Source organism: Streptomyces umbrinus (genome assembly GCF_030817415.1).
GTDB classification, from domain to species: Bacteria; Actinomycetota; Actinomycetes; order Streptomycetales; family Streptomycetaceae; genus Streptomyces; species Streptomyces umbrinus_A.
The window spans coordinates 7,315,673-7,331,127 of the sequence record NZ_JAUSZI010000002.1; the positions used below are offsets into that span (position 1 = coordinate 7,315,673).

General features: G+C 68.4%; 18 protein-coding genes, 1 tRNA gene, 1 pseudogene and 1 riboswitch. Of the genes and pseudogenes, 12 read left to right on the forward strand and 8 right to left on the reverse strand.

Annotated features, from left to right (window positions below; translation table 11 throughout):
* The first annotated feature begins 75 nt into the window (after positions 1-75).
* From QF035_RS55900 to QF035_RS32365, 3 genes are all read left to right on the forward strand, one after another.
* Positions 76-177 (forward strand): putative leader peptide, encoded by a 102-nt coding sequence (locus QF035_RS55900; protein ID WP_313904860.1) that lies wholly within the window; start codon positions 76-78, stop codon positions 175-177.
* A 112-nt stretch (positions 178-289) separates the two neighbouring features.
* Complete coding sequence (locus QF035_RS32360; protein ID WP_143632625.1) at positions 290-568, forward strand: MoaD/ThiS family protein; 279 nt, start codon at positions 290-292, stop codon at positions 566-568.
* Between the two features lie 23 nt (positions 569-591).
* Positions 592-1,542 carry a PLP-dependent cysteine synthase family protein gene (locus QF035_RS32365; RefSeq protein WP_307523954.1) on the forward strand — a complete coding sequence of 317 codons (951 nt, stop codon included), beginning with the start codon at positions 592-594 and terminating at the stop codon, positions 1,540-1,542.
* Between the two features lie 337 nt (positions 1,543-1,879).
* Here QF035_RS32365 and QF035_RS32370 read toward each other — a convergent pair.
* Positions 1,880-2,387, reverse strand: a pseudogene (locus QF035_RS32370) (type II toxin-antitoxin system PemK/MazF family toxin).
* Positions 2,388-2,574: 187 nt separating this feature from the next.
* Here QF035_RS32370 and QF035_RS32375 point away from each other — a divergent pair.
* Complete coding sequence (locus QF035_RS32375; RefSeq protein ID WP_307523955.1) at positions 2,575-3,327, forward strand: MBL fold metallo-hydrolase; 753 nt, start codon at positions 2,575-2,577, stop codon at positions 3,325-3,327.
* A 127-nt stretch (positions 3,328-3,454) separates the two neighbouring features.
* Here QF035_RS32375 and QF035_RS32380 read toward each other — a convergent pair whose 3' ends face one another.
* Both QF035_RS32380 and QF035_RS32385 read right to left on the reverse strand, forming a co-directional pair.
* Positions 3,455-4,705 carry a PTS transporter subunit EIIC gene (locus tag QF035_RS32380; RefSeq protein WP_269650270.1) on the reverse strand — a complete coding sequence of 417 codons (1,251 nt, stop codon included), beginning with the start codon at positions 4,703-4,705 and terminating at the stop codon, positions 3,455-3,457.
* A 285-nt stretch (positions 4,706-4,990) separates the two neighbouring features.
* A complete protein-coding gene (locus tag QF035_RS32385; protein WP_266763025.1) occupies positions 4,991-6,277 on the reverse strand; it encodes a PTS transporter subunit EIIC in 1,287 nt (428 codons plus the stop codon).
* A 228-nt stretch (positions 6,278-6,505) separates the two neighbouring features.
* On the opposite strand from QF035_RS32385, the gene QF035_RS32390 reads away from it, so the two are divergent.
* The 5 genes from QF035_RS32390 (at position 6,506) to QF035_RS32410 (ending at position 9,370) form a co-directional block, all read left to right on the forward strand.
* Entirely contained in the window at positions 6,506-6,739 is a 234-nt protein-coding gene (locus tag QF035_RS32390; protein ID WP_055611837.1) for a glucose PTS transporter subunit EIIB, read from the forward strand.
* A 108-nt stretch (positions 6,740-6,847) separates the two neighbouring features.
* The gene (rph, locus tag QF035_RS32395) at positions 6,848-7,585 is read left to right on the forward strand and encodes a ribonuclease PH (RefSeq protein ID WP_269650267.1); all 738 of its coding nucleotides are present in this window, start codon (positions 6,848-6,850) and stop codon (positions 7,583-7,585) included.
* 169 nt (positions 7,586-7,754) lie between these two features.
* Complete coding sequence (locus QF035_RS32400) at positions 7,755-8,159, forward strand: hypothetical protein (protein ID WP_143632615.1); 405 nt, start codon at positions 7,755-7,757, stop codon at positions 8,157-8,159.
* Between the two features lie 153 nt (positions 8,160-8,312).
* The gene (rdgB, locus tag QF035_RS32405; protein WP_307523956.1) at positions 8,313-8,915 is read left to right on the forward strand and encodes an RdgB/HAM1 family non-canonical purine NTP pyrophosphatase; all 603 of its coding nucleotides are present in this window, start codon (positions 8,313-8,315) and stop codon (positions 8,913-8,915) included.
* Positions 8,916-9,178: 263 nt separating this feature from the next.
* Positions 9,179-9,370, forward strand: a complete 192-nt coding sequence (locus QF035_RS32410) for a hypothetical protein (RefSeq protein ID WP_307523957.1) — start codon at positions 9,179-9,181, stop codon at positions 9,368-9,370.
* Positions 9,371-9,435: 65 nt separating this feature from the next.
* Here the strand turns inward: QF035_RS32410 and QF035_RS32415 are convergent.
* The 4 genes from QF035_RS32415 to bcp all read right to left on the reverse strand — a co-directional run bounded on the left by QF035_RS32415 (position 9,436) and on the right by bcp (position 11,513).
* Positions 9,436-9,513, reverse strand: a tRNA-Leu gene (locus QF035_RS32415).
* 52 nt (positions 9,514-9,565) lie between these two features.
* Positions 9,566-10,228, reverse strand: a complete 663-nt coding sequence (locus QF035_RS32420; RefSeq protein ID WP_307523958.1) for an HNH endonuclease signature motif containing protein — start codon at positions 10,226-10,228, stop codon at positions 9,566-9,568.
* Positions 10,225-10,872 (reverse strand): HNH endonuclease signature motif containing protein, encoded by a 648-nt coding sequence (locus QF035_RS32425; RefSeq protein WP_307523959.1) that lies wholly within the window; start codon positions 10,870-10,872, stop codon positions 10,225-10,227. The genes QF035_RS32420 and QF035_RS32425 overlap by 4 nt, the downstream gene beginning before the upstream one ends.
* A gap of 173 nt (positions 10,873-11,045) precedes the next feature.
* Positions 11,046-11,513, reverse strand: coding sequence for a thioredoxin-dependent thiol peroxidase (gene bcp / locus QF035_RS32430; protein WP_307523960.1), 468 nt, complete (start codon positions 11,511-11,513; stop codon positions 11,046-11,048).
* Positions 11,514-11,668: 155 nt separating this feature from the next.
* Between bcp and QF035_RS32435 the strand changes: the two genes are divergently transcribed.
* The 3 genes from QF035_RS32435 (at position 11,669) to sugE (ending at position 12,965) form a co-directional block, all read left to right on the forward strand.
* On the forward strand, positions 11,669-12,007 hold the full coding sequence (locus tag QF035_RS32435; protein ID WP_055611832.1) for a DUF3618 domain-containing protein: 339 nt from the start codon (positions 11,669-11,671) through the stop codon (positions 12,005-12,007).
* A 148-nt stretch (positions 12,008-12,155) separates the two neighbouring features.
* Complete coding sequence (locus QF035_RS32440) at positions 12,156-12,458, forward strand: GroES family chaperonin (protein ID WP_055611843.1); 303 nt, start codon at positions 12,156-12,158, stop codon at positions 12,456-12,458.
* Between the two features lie 73 nt (positions 12,459-12,531).
* Positions 12,532-12,602: riboswitch (guanidine-III (ykkC-III) riboswitch) on the forward strand.
* Positions 12,603-12,644: 42 nt separating this feature from the next.
* Entirely contained in the window at positions 12,645-12,965 is a 321-nt protein-coding gene (sugE, locus tag QF035_RS32445; protein WP_307523961.1) for a quaternary ammonium compound efflux SMR transporter SugE, read from the forward strand.
* A gap of 55 nt (positions 12,966-13,020) precedes the next feature.
* On the opposite strand, the gene QF035_RS32450 is transcribed toward sugE, so the two are convergent.
* Positions 13,021-15,447: a transglycosylase domain-containing protein gene (locus QF035_RS32450; RefSeq protein ID WP_307523962.1), complete on the reverse strand. Its 2,427-nt coding sequence runs from the start codon at positions 15,445-15,447 to the stop codon at positions 13,021-13,023.
* Positions 15,448-15,455: the final 8 nt, after the last annotated feature.

Consider the following 15,455-nt stretch of genomic DNA (forward strand, 5'->3'; position numbering starts at 1 on the left):
GTATTTCGGTCAGAATTCATCCAGTATCTGAGATCACATTCCAGGACCCGGACCGGGAATCGATACGATGACCCCATGGTTTCCCACGACGTGAGCGACAAGACCCCGGGCATGCTGCTCGTGGCACGGTTGCACGTCGACCTGTGCAGGCTGCAGAGCGCCATCTGTACGCGCTGAACCCTGCCGCCGTACGGCCGTGAGCCGCGGCGTCCCACACCGCTCACCTGCTCTTCCGGGCCGCCGCGCGCCCACCGACTGACTGACTCACTCCCGACAGGAGCCCACAGCCATGGCCATCGAGGTCCGCATCCCCACCATCCTCCGCACCTACACCGACGGCCAGAAGGCCGTCGAGGGCGGCGGGGAGACCCTCGCAGCCCTCTTCGCCGACCTGGAGACCCGTCATGCGGGCATCCAGGCCCGCATCGTGGACGGCGGCGAGCTGCGCCGCTTCGTGAACGTGTACCTGAACGACGAGGACGTGCGCTTCCTCGACGGCATCAACACCAAGCTGACCGACGGCGACAACGTCACGATCCTGCCGGCCGTGGCCGGCGGCATGGTCTGACCGGCACAGGGCTCTGATCGCTGATGCGTTACGACTCCCCGCTGGCCGCGGTGGGCAACACCCCTCTGGTGCGCCTGCCGCGGCTCTCGCCGTCCGCCGACGTCCGCATCTGGGCGAAGCTGGAGGACCGCAATCCGACCGGCTCGGTCAAGGACCGGCCCGCGCTCCACATGATCGAACAGGCGGAGAAGGACGGCCGGTTGACGCCCGGCTGCACGATTCTGGAGCCCACCTCGGGCAACACCGGCATCTCGCTCGCCATGGCGGCGAAGCTCAAGGGCTACCGCATGGTGTGCGTCATGCCCGAGAACACCTCCCAGGAGCGGCGGGAGCTGCTCGGCATGTGGGGCGCCGAGATCATTCCGTCCCCTGCGGCGGGGGGCTCGAACACGGCGGTGCGGGTGGCGAAGGAGCTGGCCGCCGAGCATCCCGACTGGGTGATGCTCTACCAGTACGGCAACCCCGACAACGCGGGTGCGCACTACGCGACGACGGGTCCGGAGATCCTGGCCGACCTGCCCTCGGTCACCCACTTCGTCGCCGGGCTCGGCACCACCGGCACCCTGATGGGCGTGGGCCGCTTCCTCCGCGAGCACAAGCCCGACGTCAAGATCGTCGCGGCCGAGCCGCGGTACGACGACCTTGTGTACGGGCTTCGGAACCTCGACGAGGGTTTCGTGCCCGAGCTGTACGACGCGTCCGTCCTGACGACCCGGTTCTCGGTCGGCTCCGCCGATGCCGTCACCCGTACGCGGGAGCTGTTGCAGCAGGAGGGGATCTTCGCGGGTGTCTCGACGGGGGCGGCGCTGCACGCGGCGATCGGCGTCGGCAACAAGGCCGTGAAGTCGGGCGAGCCCGCCGACATCGTCTTCGTCGTGGCCGACGGCGGTTGGAAGTACCTCTCGACGGGCGTCTACACGGCAGCCACGACGGAAGAGGCCATCCAGACACTGCAGGGGCAGCTCTGGGCGTAGCCGGGTTTCTCGCCCCCGCCGCCCCTACCCGTCCCATCCTTCTGGGGCTCCGCCCCAGACCCCGTTGGGTGCGTCGCCGGGTGCGGGTTCGTTGTGGCTTGTCGCGCAGTTCCCCGCGCCCCTGGTAGGCGGGGCTGCGCCCCTGCTTTCAGCCTGTCCGGCGTTTGAGGGCGAGGCCGTTCCGGCTGATTTCCCGACCACCCGCGGTCAACCTGCCCACTTTCGCCGGCCCTCGAGGTCTTTCAGCCCCTCCGGCGTTTGAGGAGCGGGGGTTCGGGGGCAGCGCCCCCGAAAAGGGACGGGAATGGGCAGGGGCGGCGGGGGCGAGGAAAAGCCCCTAACGGGACAGGTTGCGGACCTGGTCCCAGATCACGGGGTCCACCGGGCCCACCCGGCGGCGGAAGTCCCGTACCGGCAGCCCGCGCAGCTCATCCGTTTCGAGGAAGCTGGCCCGCCCCCGGGCGTCCCCGACGGAGCCGGGCGGGAGCGGAATCACCCCGGCCCGCCGCTCGTCGTGGTTCTTGCTGGTGATCTTGGCGACGACAGCCGTGCGACCCCGCACGGTCAGAACCAGGCAGGGCCGGTCCTTCGCCCCGGGCCCGTCCTCGAACGGAACATTCGCCCACCAGATCTCGGCAGGCCGCGGACGAGAAGCACGAGAGGGCCGACGGATCCCACCCCGGACCCGCGGCCGGCCCGGTGGGCGACCGGTCGAACGGCCCTGCGAACGGCCCCGCCCGCCCGAAGACCCCCGCCGTCCCCCGCCGCCCCCACCCGTCCACCAGCGTCGCGACACCCGCCAACAGCACCACGGCCGCCAACGCGAGCCACCACGACGTATCCATGGATATGACGGTACCGGCGTGACGGGGCCCACGCTTGGCCACCCCGCTGGCCCCCGAACCGGTGACACCGCAGGTGAGTTCCCCCACAACAGCCCTCGACGGAGGAGCGACAGGACCTTTTGCGCCTTACGCTCGACGGACCGCACGACCCCCGTCTTCACTCCCCGCCAGCGGAGGTTTCTGCTTTATGAAGCTCACCGTCGTCGGCTGCTCGGGGTCGTTCCCGTCCGCGGAATCGGCCTGCTCGAGCTACCTCGTCGAGGCCGACGGCTTCCGGCTGCTTCTCGACATGGGCAACGGTGCCCTTGGCGAGCTGCAGCGCCACTGCGGTCTCTACGACCTTGACGCGATCTTCCTCAGCCATCTGCACGCCGACCACTGCATCGACATGTGCGCGTACTTCGTCGCGCGCTACTACCGCCATGACGGCGGCCGCTGCGATCCGATCCCCGTCTACGGACCCGAGGGCACGGAACAGCGCCTGACCACCGCGTACGCGGACACCCCCTCCGCCTCCTCCATGAGCGAGGTCTTCGACTTCCACACGGTCAAGCCGGGCTCGTTCGAGATCGGCCCGTTCTCGGTGCACACCGAGAAGGTGAGCCACCCCGTGGAGGCGTACGGCATCCGTGTCGAGCACGGCGGCCGGTCGCTCACGTACTCCGGGGACACCGGCGTCTGCGACACGCTGGACGAACTCGCCCGGGACACCGACCTGTTCCTCTGCGAGGCCGCGTTCACCCACGGCAAGGAGGACATCCCGGACCTCCACCTCAACGGCCGCGAGGCCGGCGAGACCGCGACCCGCGCCGCGGCCCGCCGCCTGGTCCTGACCCACATTCCGCCGTGGACGGACCCGCAGGCGAACCTCGCCGACGCCCGAGCGGCGTTCGGAGGACCGGTGGAACTCGCCACGCCGCGAGTCACGTACGAGATCTGACGTCGTCCGTACGAGAACTGACGCCGTCCGCACGCGGCACCGCGCAGTGCCTGGACAGGCTACGCAGCACAAGGCCCCCGGAGCCGATCGGCTCCGGGGGCCTTCGTCATGCCTCAGACCTTGGTTCTCACGCCTTGGTGAGGTCCTCGACCTCCTCGTCGGGCTCGCGGCCCGGCGTCGCGAGGTTGAACCTGATGATCGCGAAGCGGAAGGTCACGTAGTAGATCGCCGCGAAGACCAGGCCGATCGGGATGATCATCCATGGCTTGGTGGCGAGGTTCCAGTTGAGGAAGTAGTCGATGGCGCCCGCGGAGAAGCTGAAGCCGTGGTGGACGCCCAGCGCCCAGGTGACGGCCATCGAGATCGCGGTGAGGATCGCGTGGATCACGTACAGGACCGGCGCGATGAACATGAACGCGAACTCGATCGGCTCGGTGATACCCGTGACGAACGAGGTCAGCGCGAGGGAGACCATCATGCCGCCGACGGCCTTGCGGCGCTCGGGGCGGGCGCAGTGCGTGATCGCCAGGGCGGCGGCCGGGAGCGCGAACATCATGATGGGGAAAAAGCCTGTCATGAACTGACCGGCAGTCGGGTCGCCGTGGAAGAAGCGCGGCAGGTCACCGTGCCAGACGGCACCGGCGGAGTCCGTGTAGGTGCCGATCTCCTGCCAGGCGACGGTGTTCACGAACTGGTGCATGCCGACCGGCAGCAGCGCGCGGTTGATGGCGCCGAAGATGCCCGCGCCGACCGCGCCGAGGCCGGTCATCCACTCGCCGAAGTTGGTGATGACGTCGCCGATGGGCTCCCAGACGAGGCCGAAGAAGACGCCGACGGCGGTGCCGATGAAGGCCATCAGGATCGGTACGAGACGGCGGCCGTTGAAGAAGCCGAGCCAGTCGGGGAGCTTGGTGCGGTGGAAGCGCTGCCAGGTGACCGCGGCTATCAGGCCCATCACGATGCCGCCGAGGACCTTGGGGTCGTTGTAGGTCGCGGCGACGTCCGCGCCCTTCTGGACCTTGGCCTCGCTGATCGGGAACGCGGTGAGGACGTTCTTGTAGACGAGGAACCCGACGAGCGCCGCGAGCGCGGTGGAGCCGTCGGACTTCTTGGCGAAGCCGATGGCGATGCCGACGCAGAACAGCAACGGCAGGTTGGCGAAGACCGCGTCGCCGGCGGTGGCGAACACGGACGCGACCTTGTTCCAGCCGAGCCCGTCCGCGCCGAACACATCGGGCTGGCCGAGACGGAGCAGGATGCCGGCGGCCGGCAGCACGGCAATGGGGAGTTGCAGGCTGCGGCCGACCTTCTGCAGGCCCTGGAGCAGGCCGGATCCCCACTTCTTCGCGGGGGCCGCCGGAGCTGTGGCGGTGGTCATGGTTCCTCCATGTGCAGGGTGCTGCCGGGGACGGGAAATGAACGGAAGTGAATTGCACGGGGGATGGACAGCATCCACGTGGTCTACACCACTCAGTGGTGTAGACCTGTTGTAGCACGGTGAAGGTGAGATAAGGAACCCGCAGTTTTTGCGGCCGGGACATGCAGGATCAAGCGTCCAGAAACATGAAAAAGCGCCCCCTAAGGGGCGCGGGGAACTGCGCGAACGGCCACGACGGTCCGCAGGCTACGAACCGGCCTCTCGGGGCCCAGGAAAGCGGAGCGCCTACGCCTTCGTCACGTCCTCGACCTCGTCCTCCGGCTCCCGGCCGGGCGTCGGCAGGTTGAACTTCGTGATCGCGAACCGGAAGACCACGTAGTAGACGGCGGCGAAACACAGGCCGATCGGAATGATCGCCCAGGGTTTCGTGGCCAGATTCCAGTTGATGACGTAGTCGATCAGGCCCGCTGAGAAACTGAACCCGTCGTGCACACCCAGACCCCACGTCACCGCCATCGAGACGCCCGTGAGGATCGCGTGCACCGCGTACAGCGCGGGCGCGATGAACACGAAGGAGTACTCGATCGGTTCCGTGATGCCCGTGACGAACGACGTCAGGGCGATCGACATCATCAGGCCGCCAATTTCCTTGCGGCGCTGGGGTTTTGCGCAGTGGGTCATCGCCAGGCACGCCGCCGGCAGCGCGAACATCATGATGGGGAAGAAGCCCGACGTGAACTGCCCGGCGTCCGGGTCGCCCGCCAGGAACATGTTGATGTCGCCGTGCACGACCGTGCCGTCCGGCTTGGTGTAACTGCCGAACTGGAACCACATGGGCACGTTCAGGAACTGGTGCAGCCCGATCACCAGCAGCGCGCGGTTGGCGAGACCGAAGAGCCCAGCACCCCACGAACCCAGGCTCACCAGCCAGTCGCTGAAGTCCTCAAGACCCCGGCCGACCGGCGGCCACACCCACAGACACAGCGCCGCGAACGCGATCGCCACGAACGCCATGATGATCGGCACGAGACGGCGGCCGTTGAAGAAGCCGAGCCAGTCCACCAGCTTGGTGCGGTGGTAGCGCTGCCAGAAGTAGGCCGCCATCAGCCCCATGATGATGCCTCCGAAGACACCCGGGTTCTGGTACGTGAACACCACCACCGAGCCGTCGTCCGCCTGACAGCCGGCCGCCACCACCTTCGCCTGCTCCGCACAGTCCTCGGGGAACTGCCGCAGCACGTTGTAGTAGACGAGGAACCCGGCCACCGCCGCGAGCGCCGTCGAACCGTCGGCCTTCTTCGCCATACCGATCGCCACACCGACGCAGAACAGCAGCGGCAGACCGAGCGAGCCGTCCAGCAGGGCGCCGCCCGCGCCCGCCATCACCTTGGAGACATCCGTCCAGCCGAGACCGTCGGCACCGAACACATCCGGCTGGCCCAGGCGGTTGAGAATGCCGGCGGCCGGCAGTACGGCGATGGGCAGTTGGAGGCTGCGGCCCATCTTCTGCAGGCCCTGGAACAGGTTGCTCCAGCGGGCGCGCGCGGGCGCGGCGGCGCTGTCGGCACTCATCGGCGGTCCTCCTGCATCCTCCCGCGCCCCTCCACCGGCCTCCCGCCGCCCTCCCGGACCTCCTGGAACGGGGCCGGGTTTGGCGGCCGTTGAAAACTGGTGTAGACCAGTCGGCGAACGGTTGCGCTGTCGTGTTCGCCATCATTCGGGACGGGTGACGTGACCGCTCGCGAAGATGGGCCAACTGTGGGTTACTGCGACAAAGCGGTTCGGATCAGGGAGTAGGACATGGCCAGCAAGGCTGAGAAGATCGTCGCCGGGCTCGGCGGCATCGAGAACATCGAAGAGGTCGAGGGCTGCATCACCCGGCTGCGCACCGAGGTCATCGACCCGAGCAAGGTCGACGAGGCCGCCCTGAAGGCCGCGGGCGCCCACGGCGTCGTCAAGATGGGCAACGCCATCCAGGTCGTCATCGGCACCGACGCGGACCCGATCGCCGCGGACATCGAAGACATGATGTGAACCCCCGGACTCCGGGCCCCTGGCCCGGGGACCTGAGGACTCACTCCTGAGGGGCCGCTTCCGTTACCCGGGGCGGCCCCTCACCCGTATACGACTAGGCTCGACGCCATGTCTCGAATCGACGGCCGCACGCCCGAACAGCTCCGCCCGATCACCATCGAACGCGGCTGGAGCAAGCACGCCGAGGGCTCCGTCCTCGTCTCCTTCGGCGACACGAAGGTCTTCTGCACCGCCTCCGTGACCGAGGGCGTCCCGCGCTGGCGCAAGGGCAGCGGCGAGGGCTGGGTCACCGCCGAATACTCCATGCTCCCGCGGGCCACCAACACCCGCGGCGACCGCGAATCCGTCCGCGGCAAGATCGGCGGCCGCACGCACGAGATCAGCCGCCTCATCGGACGGTCCCTGCGCGCCGTCATCGACTACAAGGCACTCGGCGAGAACACCATCGTCCTCGACTGCGACGTCCTCCAGGCCGACGGCGGCACCCGCACCGCCGCCATCACCGGCGCGTACGTCGCCCTCGCGGACGCCATCACCTGGGCCCAGGGCAAGAAGATCATCCGCGCCGGCCGCCAGCCCCTCACCGGAACCGTCAGCGCCGTCTCCGTCGGCATCGTCGGCGGCGTGCCCCTCCTCGACCTCTGCTACGAGGAGGACGTCCGCGCCGACACCGACATGAACGTCGTCTGCACCGGCGACGGCCGCTTCGTCGAGGTCCAGGGCACCGCCGAGGCCGAACCGTTCGCCCGCGAGGAGCTCAACTCCCTTCTCGACCTGGCCGTTCTGGGCTGCACGGAACTCGCTGTCGCCCAGCGCACGGCGCTTGATACGGTCCTGGAAAGGTAAAGGACACACCAAGACGGCCTCCTGCCACGGGCAACCACGGCACCGGCCGTCGCGTCCCTACGAGTACGGGCGTACGGCACACCGCGGTACGCCCGGCCAGCACCACACGGGGGCCTTGTGGCCTACGCAACGGGGCCCTCGGGCCTGATCCAACGGGAGGACCGTTTCCATGGCCGCGAGTCGCCGCCGAGCACGCCGTACCACTGCCATCGCCGCCGCCGTGGCAGCCGTCGCGCTGACGGCCGGGCTGACCACCGGCTGCGACGCCGTCAACAAGGCCCTGGACTGCGTCCAGACCGCCGACACCATCGCCGACAGCGTCACCGACCTCCAGCAGGCCGTGGAGAACGCCGCGAACGACCCGACACAGGCCGACGAGGCACTCGACTCCATCGACAAGAACCTCGACACCATCGGTGACAAGACCGACGACACCGACATCAACAAGGCCGTGGACGACCTCCAGAAGGCGGTCACCAACGTCCGCGACTCCATCAAGAACGGCGACGAGACCCCGGACATCAGCCCCGTCACGGACGCGGCCGGCGAACTCACCAAGGTCTGCACGCCGTAGCGGCAACGGCCGTCCCGCCGCGGGTGAACGGCCGTTCCGCCGCGGGTGGGCGACCGGCCCCACCGCGGGTGGCAGACGATCAGATCACGGGCACCGGCCGGCGATCACCGGCATCGCACGAGCGGCACCGCCCGCCTGGCTAGGGTGAGCACCATGACCCGCCTGATCCTCGCCACCCGCAACCCCGGAAAGATCACCGAGCTGAGGGCGATCCTCGCCGCCGCAGGTCTCCACCACGACCTCGTCGGCGCGGACGCCTACCCGGAGATCCCCGACGTCAAGGAAACCGGCGTCACCTTCGCCGAGAACGCCCTCCTCAAGGCACACGCCCTCGCCCAGGCCACCGGCCTGCCGGCCGTCGCCGACGACTCGGGCCTCTGCGTCGACGTCCTCGGCGGCGCCCCCGGAATCTTCTCCGCCCGCTGGTCCGGCACCCACGGCGACGACCTGGCCAACCTCAGGCTCCTCCTCGCCCAACTCGGCGACATCCCCGACGAACACCGCGCCGCCCACTTCGCCTGCGCCGCCGCACTCGCCCTCCCCGACGGAACGGAACGCGTGGTCGAGGGCCGCCTCCTCGGCACCCTGCGCCACGAGCCCACCGGCTCCCACGGCTTCGGCTACGACCCGATCCTCCAGCCCGAGGGCGACACCCGCACCTGCGCGGAACTCACCCCCGACGAGAAGAACGCGATCAGCCACCGGGGCAAGGCGTTCCGCGGACTCGTACCGGTCGTGCGGGAGTTGCTGGGGTGACGGCTCGGGACCTCGGCTACCCCACCCCGCGTACGGGCGCAGCGACACCCGCGCGTCCAGGTCGATGCCGTTCACGCCCGCCGGTGACGGCAACCGCAGCACCTTGTCGAGCACGGGTCCCAGCCGGCTGCAGCCCGAAGTGCCCGGCGCCGTAAAGCGGTTGTCGGCCACCCCGAAGGTGACGACCAGCGGATCCGGCGAGACGGCCCTCGACGGATCCGTCTCCTTGAGCACCAGATGGACCGGGGGCCGCGTCGGTGCCTATGGAACAACCACGCGGGACCCCCGGCTGGATGCGCGGCTCCCGCAGCCTCAGCCACCTCACCCAGGAAGAGGTGACCGCCTTCCAAGACGCCTACCTCGACCTCCTGACCCGCTTCGCCCGAGGTCCGGAGGGCGCCCCGCCTGACGCCAAGCCGGTACTGCTGCGGTGGTTCGCGCTGCCGGCCGAGTGAGGCTTCCTGCTTCGCGCTCGCGCGGCGAAGGCCCTGCTCGCGGGGTGCGAGCTGGGCCTTCAGGCTGGTGGGCCCGGTGGGACTCGAACCCACGACATACCGGACCTAAACCGGCATCCTCTAGCCAGCTGGGATACGGGCCCCCGCGGCGCTGCCTACTTTACTGGCCACCGCGGACCGCTGGCGGCCGAGGTGCTACACGGATCGCCTCCGGCCCCCTCGGCACCAGGTGCTGGTGATCGCGTGACAGTTGGGGCACAGCAACTGGAGGTTGTCGGGGCGGTTGTCGCTCCAATCTCCGTTGATGTGGTCCACCTCCAGCGTCATCGGCTTGCCGAGCCACTCCGGTGCGGTGCCGCATCGGGCGCATTGCTCAGGTACGCCAATCTCGTGAAGCGCCCGACGCAGTTGCCCTGTCTTTGTCCGCCGCTCACCGTTGTGCTTGATCAGCAGATCTTCCGCTCGCTTCAAAGGAGTCGGTCCGGGCTTCCCGCGGCGATGCCCCTGGCCCAGGAAATGCGAGGTGTCGATTCCGTATTTCTCGGTCAGCTCCGGGAACAGCGCGCGCAGGCGCGTGTTGTCCGGGCGTTGCAGCAACTGAAGGGTTCCGGCTATAGAAGTCGACTCGGCAACGGCACGCCGCAACTCGCTCTCGGTTGGCAGGCCCTTGGGCCCATGTCGGCCCTTGCGGGAGAAGTGCGTGATGTCGATGCTGAAGTGCTCGAAGCGTTTGTACAGATGACGTCGGAGATTGATGTAGGGCCGGGTGCCGAAGTAGGCAATGACGTCGTCGATGCTTGAGCACTGTTCGGCAGCCTGAGCCAGCTGCTCGCGCGTGTATCGCGTGCCACCGCTCATGAGGGGGAGCTCCGGTAACGTCCTTTGGCTCGCCCTCGATAAGTATCCGTCGTGGAGTGGCAGTTGGGGCACAGCAGCTGTAGGTTCTCGATTCGATTGTTACGCCAATTGCCGTCGATGTGGTCGACTTCGAGAGGCAGCGGTTCTCCGAGCCAGACTGCCTCGATGCCGCACATGGTGCAGCAGTCCTTGATGCCGTTGCCCAGCATCGCTCGTTTCAGCCGAGCGCTCTGCTCGCGGCGGGAGTGTGTCGGGTCTTGCTCGACGAGCAGTTCCTCAGGTGTACGTTGCCGCCTGCCCCCGCGGGCCTCCGGGGTGAAGTGTGAGGTGTCGATGCCCAACGCTTTGACCCTACGGCTGATGTGCGTGTGGTGTCCGCCGACGACCTCAAGCCCGAGACTGCGCAGGACTTCACACATGTTCGTCGACGCGGAGACTGCTGTTGCAAGGATCTCTCTGGTCCACCGTGCTCCCTCACGCTCGAAGTGCGAGGTGTTCACCCCCAACTTCTTCATGCGCGCCTGCACGTACCGCCGCGTCGAACTCTTCGGATCCACCCCCAACTTCCCCAACGCCTCCGACAACGTCCGCGACGAGCTCGCCGCCTCCTCCAGCCGCTCCCTGGTGTACGGGCTGACCGGCATGGTTCCCCTCCGTTCCGGCCGCTTGTTCGCGACCTCGTACGGAGTAACGAACCGTTTATCGGATGGTCACGTCCGGAATGTGGAACGTCCCGCGCCGCTTATCGCGGGGCGCGGGACGTTCCGATGCTGGTAATGCGGGGAGCCGGACCTCAAGCCCTAGGATCCCCAGGCCCTCAGATCCCCAAGTCCTTGATGATCTTCGCCACGTGGCCCGTAGCCCGCACGTTGTACAGCGCCCGTTCGACCTTGCCCTCCTCGTCCACCACGATCGTGGAGCGGATGACGCCCATGTAGGTCTTGCCGTAGTTCTTCTTCTCGCCGTAGGCGGCGTAGGACTCGGTGACCGTCTTGTCGGGGTCGGCGAGGAGGGTGATCTTCAGGTTCTCCTTGTCGCGGAACTTGGCGAGCTTCTCGGGCTTGTCGGGGGAGACACCGATGACGTCGTAGCCCGCGCCGGCGAGGAGCTCGAGGTTGTCCGTGAAGTCGCAGGCCTGCTTGGTGCAGCCGGGGGTCAGGGCGGCCGGGTAGAAGTAGACGATGACCTTGCGGCCCTTGAGGTCGGCCAGGGAGACCTCGTTGCCGTCGGCGTCGGGCAGGGTGAAGGCGGGGGCGGTGTCGCCGGGCTGGAGTCGCTCGCTCATCTCGTGGGGTCTCCTTGCGGGGTGGTGGATACGCACCCGAGCGTAATGGGGGTGCCGGGCGGTGCGCGGCGTGCGGAGCTGACAGACTGTCGACCAGAGAAAAGGCCGAAGAGAACAGGCCACGGGAAGAACGACCACGACCACGGAGGCAGCGCGTGTCGGACACGTCGAGCACGCCGGACACCAGGACTCCGGCGCAGATCGAGGCGGACATCAAGCGCCGTCGCGAAACTCTCGCCGAGACGCTCGACGAGATCGGTGTGCGGGTGCATCCGAAGACCATCGTCGGGGACGCCAAGGCCAAGGTGGCGTCCAGCGTCGACCACACGCTCGGACGTGCCTACGTGGGCGTCAACCGCGTCGTCGGCGATGTGAAGGGGCAGTTCGTCACCGAGGAGGGGGCGCCGCGGCTGGACCGTATCGTGCCCGTCGCCCTCGTCGTGGTCGGAGTCGTCGGACTGCTCACCCTGAGCACCAGGCGCCGCAGGGGCTGACCCGTCGTCAGCCCCGACTGCACCCGCGCCGGTACCCCGGGCGCTCCGCCGGCCGGCCGACCGCACCCCACGTACGTACGAACCGTGTGAAGGCAGGTAGGTTCGAGACGTGAGCGAGAAGAACCATCACGACAAGTTGCCCATCCGGATGCTCCACGACCGTGTGCTCGTGCGGCAGGACACCGCCGAGGGCGAGCGCCGTTCGGGTGGCGGCATCCTGATCCCCGCGACGGCGGCCGTGGGCCGGCGGCTCGCCTGGGCCGAGGTCGTCGCGGTCGGGCAGAACGTACGGACCGTGGAGCCGGGCGACCGCGTCCTGTACGACCCGGAGGACCTCGCCGAGGTCGAGGTGCGCGGCACCGCGTACGTCCTGATGCGCGAGCGGGACCTGCACGCCGTGGCGGCCGACCGGTTCGAGGGCTCCGAGGACTCGACCGGTCTGTACCTCTGAAACACCTGTACCTCTGAAACAGAGGTCGAAAGAGGCAGAAGGGGCTGGTGACCATCGCCACCAGCCCCCTTCTGCTTGCCTTTTGCTACCTTGGAAGGACCCCGACGAGACGCGCCGTACCGGGACTCGCAAAGACGACGCACCCCTGTTGATCAACGCCTGTTGATCCGTTCACGGAGGTGCCTCATGGCCTGGGTCCTGCTTGTCGTCGCCGGTCTGCTCGAAGTCGGCTGGTCGATCGGTATGAAGTACACCGACGGTTTCACGCGGCTCGTGCCGAGCGTTCTCACCGGTGCGGGCATCGTCGCCAGCATGTTCCTGCTGTCGTACGCGGCGAAGACGCTGCCCATCGGTACCGCCTACGGCGTCTGGGTCGGCATCGGCGCGGCCGGGGCGGCGGTGTTCGGCATGGCGGTGCTGGGTGAACCCACCACCGCCGCCCGGATCTTCTTCGTCTGTCTGCTGCTGATCGCCGTGGTGGGGCTGAAGGCGACCTCCGGTCACTGACCCCCGGACACCGAGGGACGGCGCGCGGGGCCTCCGAACTGCGGCGGCCCCCGAACTACGGGAAGCCGCCGAAGTTCGTCCCCGTGGCCCCGTCGTCGCCCCCTGTTCCGTCCGTGGTGCTGCCGTCCGTCGTTCCGCCGTCGGTCGTGGTGCCTCCGTCGCCGGTGGTGCCGCCCGCGCCGTCGGTACCACCCGTGGGGAAGCCGGTGCCGCCGCCCGTCGTCGCGCCTCCGGTGGTCGTGCCTCCGTCGGTGGTGCCGCCGTCGGTCGTCGTCCCGCCGTCGCCGGTGGTGCCGCCGTCCGTGGTGGTCCCGCCGTTGGTCTGGCCCTCGGTCGCGGGGGTCTCCTCGCCGCCGGTGGTCGTGCCGCCGTTGTCCTGTCCGGCGTCCGTGCCCGGCTGGTCCTCGTCGGGGTTGGCCGGCGGGAGTTGCTGCTCCTCCGCGCCGTCCTGGAGCCGTAGGTCGAACTCCTGGGCGGAGGTGCCCTTCAAGGCGGCCTTCGTGTACTGGGCCCAGATCTGCGCCGGGTAGCCACCGCCGTTGATGCGGGGCTGCCCGAGCGCCCCGTACAGGGACTTGTGCGCGCCCGTGTCGGGGTCCTGGCCCATGATGGCGACGACCGTGGCGAGGTTCGGGGTGTAGCCCGCGAACCAGGCCGCCTGGTCCTCCTCCGCCGTGCCGGTCTTGCCCGCAGCGGGCCGCCCGGCGGCCTGCGCGGCCGTGCCGGTGCCGCCGTCGACGACGCTCTGCAGGACCGAGGTCGTGGTGTCGGCGGCCTCGCGGCTCACCGCCTGCCAGGTCTTGCGCCCGGGCAGGTCCACCACGTCCGCGCCGTCCTTGGTGATCTTGTCGATCATCGTGTACGTGCCGCGCTTGCCGTGGTTGGCGAGGGTCGCGTACGCCTCCGCCATGTCGAGGACGCTGGCCGTGGCCGGGCCGAGCGCGATCGACGGGGACGCCGTCAGGTCGGGGGTGTCGGACGGGATGCCGAGGCCGACGGCCGTCTTCTCGACCTTCTCCGGATCGACGTCCACGGCCATCTGCGCGTACACGGAGTTCACGGACTTGTCCGTGGCGGTGCGGACCGAGATCTGCCCGTACGAGACCTGGTCCTCGTTCTCCGGGGCGTACGTGCCGCCCTCCCAGCCCTGTACGGGGCGCTTGTTGGTGCCGTCGTAGACGGTGTTCGGGGTGATCGTGCGGCCGTCCTGCGTGGTCGAGTCGTTCTGCACGGCCGCGGTGAACACGAACGGCTTGAAGGTGGAGCCGACCTGGTAGTCCCGGCGGGTCGCGTTGTTGTAGTACTGCTTCGTGTAGTCGATGCCGCCGTACATCGCGAGGACCCTGCCGGTCTTCGGGTCGATGGAGGCGCCGCCCGCGCGGACGTAGTTGTCGACCTTGCGGTCCTTCTTGTCGAGCTTCTCCATCACCTGGTCGTCCACGGCCTTCACGAAGGCGTCCTGCTTGGGCTTCTGCAGGGTGGTCGTGATGCGGTAGCCGCCGGCGTTCAGCTCGTTCTCGTCGAGGATCTTGTTGTCGGTCAGGTAGTCGTTCACGGCCTTCACGATGTAGCCGCGCTGTCCGGACATGCCGGCCGCGATCACCGTCTGCTTGGGCTCGGGGAACTTGATGCCCGAGCGCTCCGACGCGGTGATCCACTTCTTCTTGACCATGCCGTCGAGGACGTAGTTCCAGCGGGCCAGCGCCGCGGGCTTGTTCTCGGGGTGGGCGACGACGTCGAACTCGCTCGGCGCGTTCAGCAGCGATGCCAGGTAGGCGCCCTGGCCGACCGTCAGGTCGATGGCGTCGACGCCGTAGTAGGCCTGGGCGGCGGCCTGGATGCCGTAGGCGTTGCGGCCGAAGTAGCTGGTGTTGAGGTAGCCCTCCAGGATGTCGTCCTTGCTCTTCTCGCGGTCCAGCTTGATCGCGATGAAGAACTCCTTCGCCTTCCGGGTGACCGTCTGCTCCTGGGCCAGGTAGTAGTTCTTCACGTACTGCTGGGTGATCGTCGAGCCGGACTGCTTGCCCTTGCCCGTCGCGGTGTTCCAGCCGGCGCGGATCATCGCCTTGGGGTCGACCGCCGACTCGCTGTAGAAGTCGCGGTCCTCGGCGGCCAGCACGGCGTGCTGGGCGTCCTTGGAGATCAGCGCCAGCGTCACGTTCTCCCGGTTGACCTCGCCGTCACGGGCGAGCTGGCTGCCGTCCGAGTACAGATAGACGTTGCTCTGTTTCATCGCCGCCGAGTTCGCGGCCGGGATCTTCACCAGGTAGTAGCCGAGTGCGAACGCACCGATGAGCAGCAGGAGCCCGGTGAGGACCGTGCCGAGCACCATCCGCCAGGTCGGGATCAGTCGTCGCCATCCGGTGCGTTTCGGTCGCTTGGGCTTCTTGCCGGGTGTCTCGGGTGCCGCCGCGGTGGCGGGTCCCGGTTCCCTCGGTGCCCAGCCCTCGCTCGGCTGCTGCGGCTGCGGCTGGTCGTTCATGTTGTGCC

Bases quoted from the DNA above. Each gene is read 5' to 3' on its own strand.
- QF035_RS32390 (WP_055611837.1), top strand. From the start codon at position 6,506: ATGGCCAGCAAGGCTGAGAAGATCGTCGCCGGGCTCGGCGGCATCGAG.
- rdgB (WP_307523956.1), top strand. From the start codon at position 8,313: ATGACCCGCCTGATCCTCGCCACCCGCAACCCCGGAAAGATCACCGAG.
- bcp (WP_307523960.1), bottom strand. From the start codon at position 11,513: ATGAGCGAGCGACTCCAGCCCGGCGACACCGCCCCCGCCTTCACCCTG.
- QF035_RS32440 (WP_055611843.1), top strand. From the start codon at position 12,156: ATGCTCCACGACCGTGTGCTCGTGCGGCAGGACACCGCCGAGGGCGAG.
- QF035_RS32420 (WP_307523958.1), bottom strand. From the start codon at position 10,228: ATGAGCGGTGGCACGCGATACACGCGCGAGCAGCTGGCTCAGGCTGCC.
- QF035_RS32450 (WP_307523962.1), bottom strand. From the start codon at position 15,447: ATGAACGACCAGCCGCAGCCGCAGCAGCCGAGCGAGGGCTGGGCACCG.
- QF035_RS32385 (WP_266763025.1), bottom strand. From the start codon at position 6,277: ATGAGTGCCGACAGCGCCGCCGCGCCCGCGCGCGCCCGCTGGAGCAAC.
- rph (WP_269650267.1), top strand. From the start codon at position 6,848: ATGTCTCGAATCGACGGCCGCACGCCCGAACAGCTCCGCCCGATCACC.
- QF035_RS32375 (WP_307523955.1), top strand. From the start codon at position 2,575: ATGAAGCTCACCGTCGTCGGCTGCTCGGGGTCGTTCCCGTCCGCGGAA.
- QF035_RS32365 (WP_307523954.1), top strand. From the start codon at position 592: ATGCGTTACGACTCCCCGCTGGCCGCGGTGGGCAACACCCCTCTGGTG.
- sugE (WP_307523961.1), top strand. From the start codon at position 12,645: ATGGCCTGGGTCCTGCTTGTCGTCGCCGGTCTGCTCGAAGTCGGCTGG.
- QF035_RS32410 (WP_307523957.1), top strand. From the start codon at position 9,179: ATGGAACAACCACGCGGGACCCCCGGCTGGATGCGCGGCTCCCGCAGC.
- QF035_RS55900 (WP_313904860.1), top strand. From the start codon at position 76: ATGGTTTCCCACGACGTGAGCGACAAGACCCCGGGCATGCTGCTCGTG.
- QF035_RS32400 (WP_143632615.1), top strand. From the start codon at position 7,755: ATGGCCGCGAGTCGCCGCCGAGCACGCCGTACCACTGCCATCGCCGCC.
- QF035_RS32380 (WP_269650270.1), bottom strand. From the start codon at position 4,705: ATGACCACCGCCACAGCTCCGGCGGCCCCCGCGAAGAAGTGGGGATCC.
- QF035_RS32360 (WP_143632625.1), top strand. From the start codon at position 290: ATGGCCATCGAGGTCCGCATCCCCACCATCCTCCGCACCTACACCGAC.
- QF035_RS32425 (WP_307523959.1), bottom strand. From the start codon at position 10,872: ATGCCGGTCAGCCCGTACACCAGGGAGCGGCTGGAGGAGGCGGCGAGC.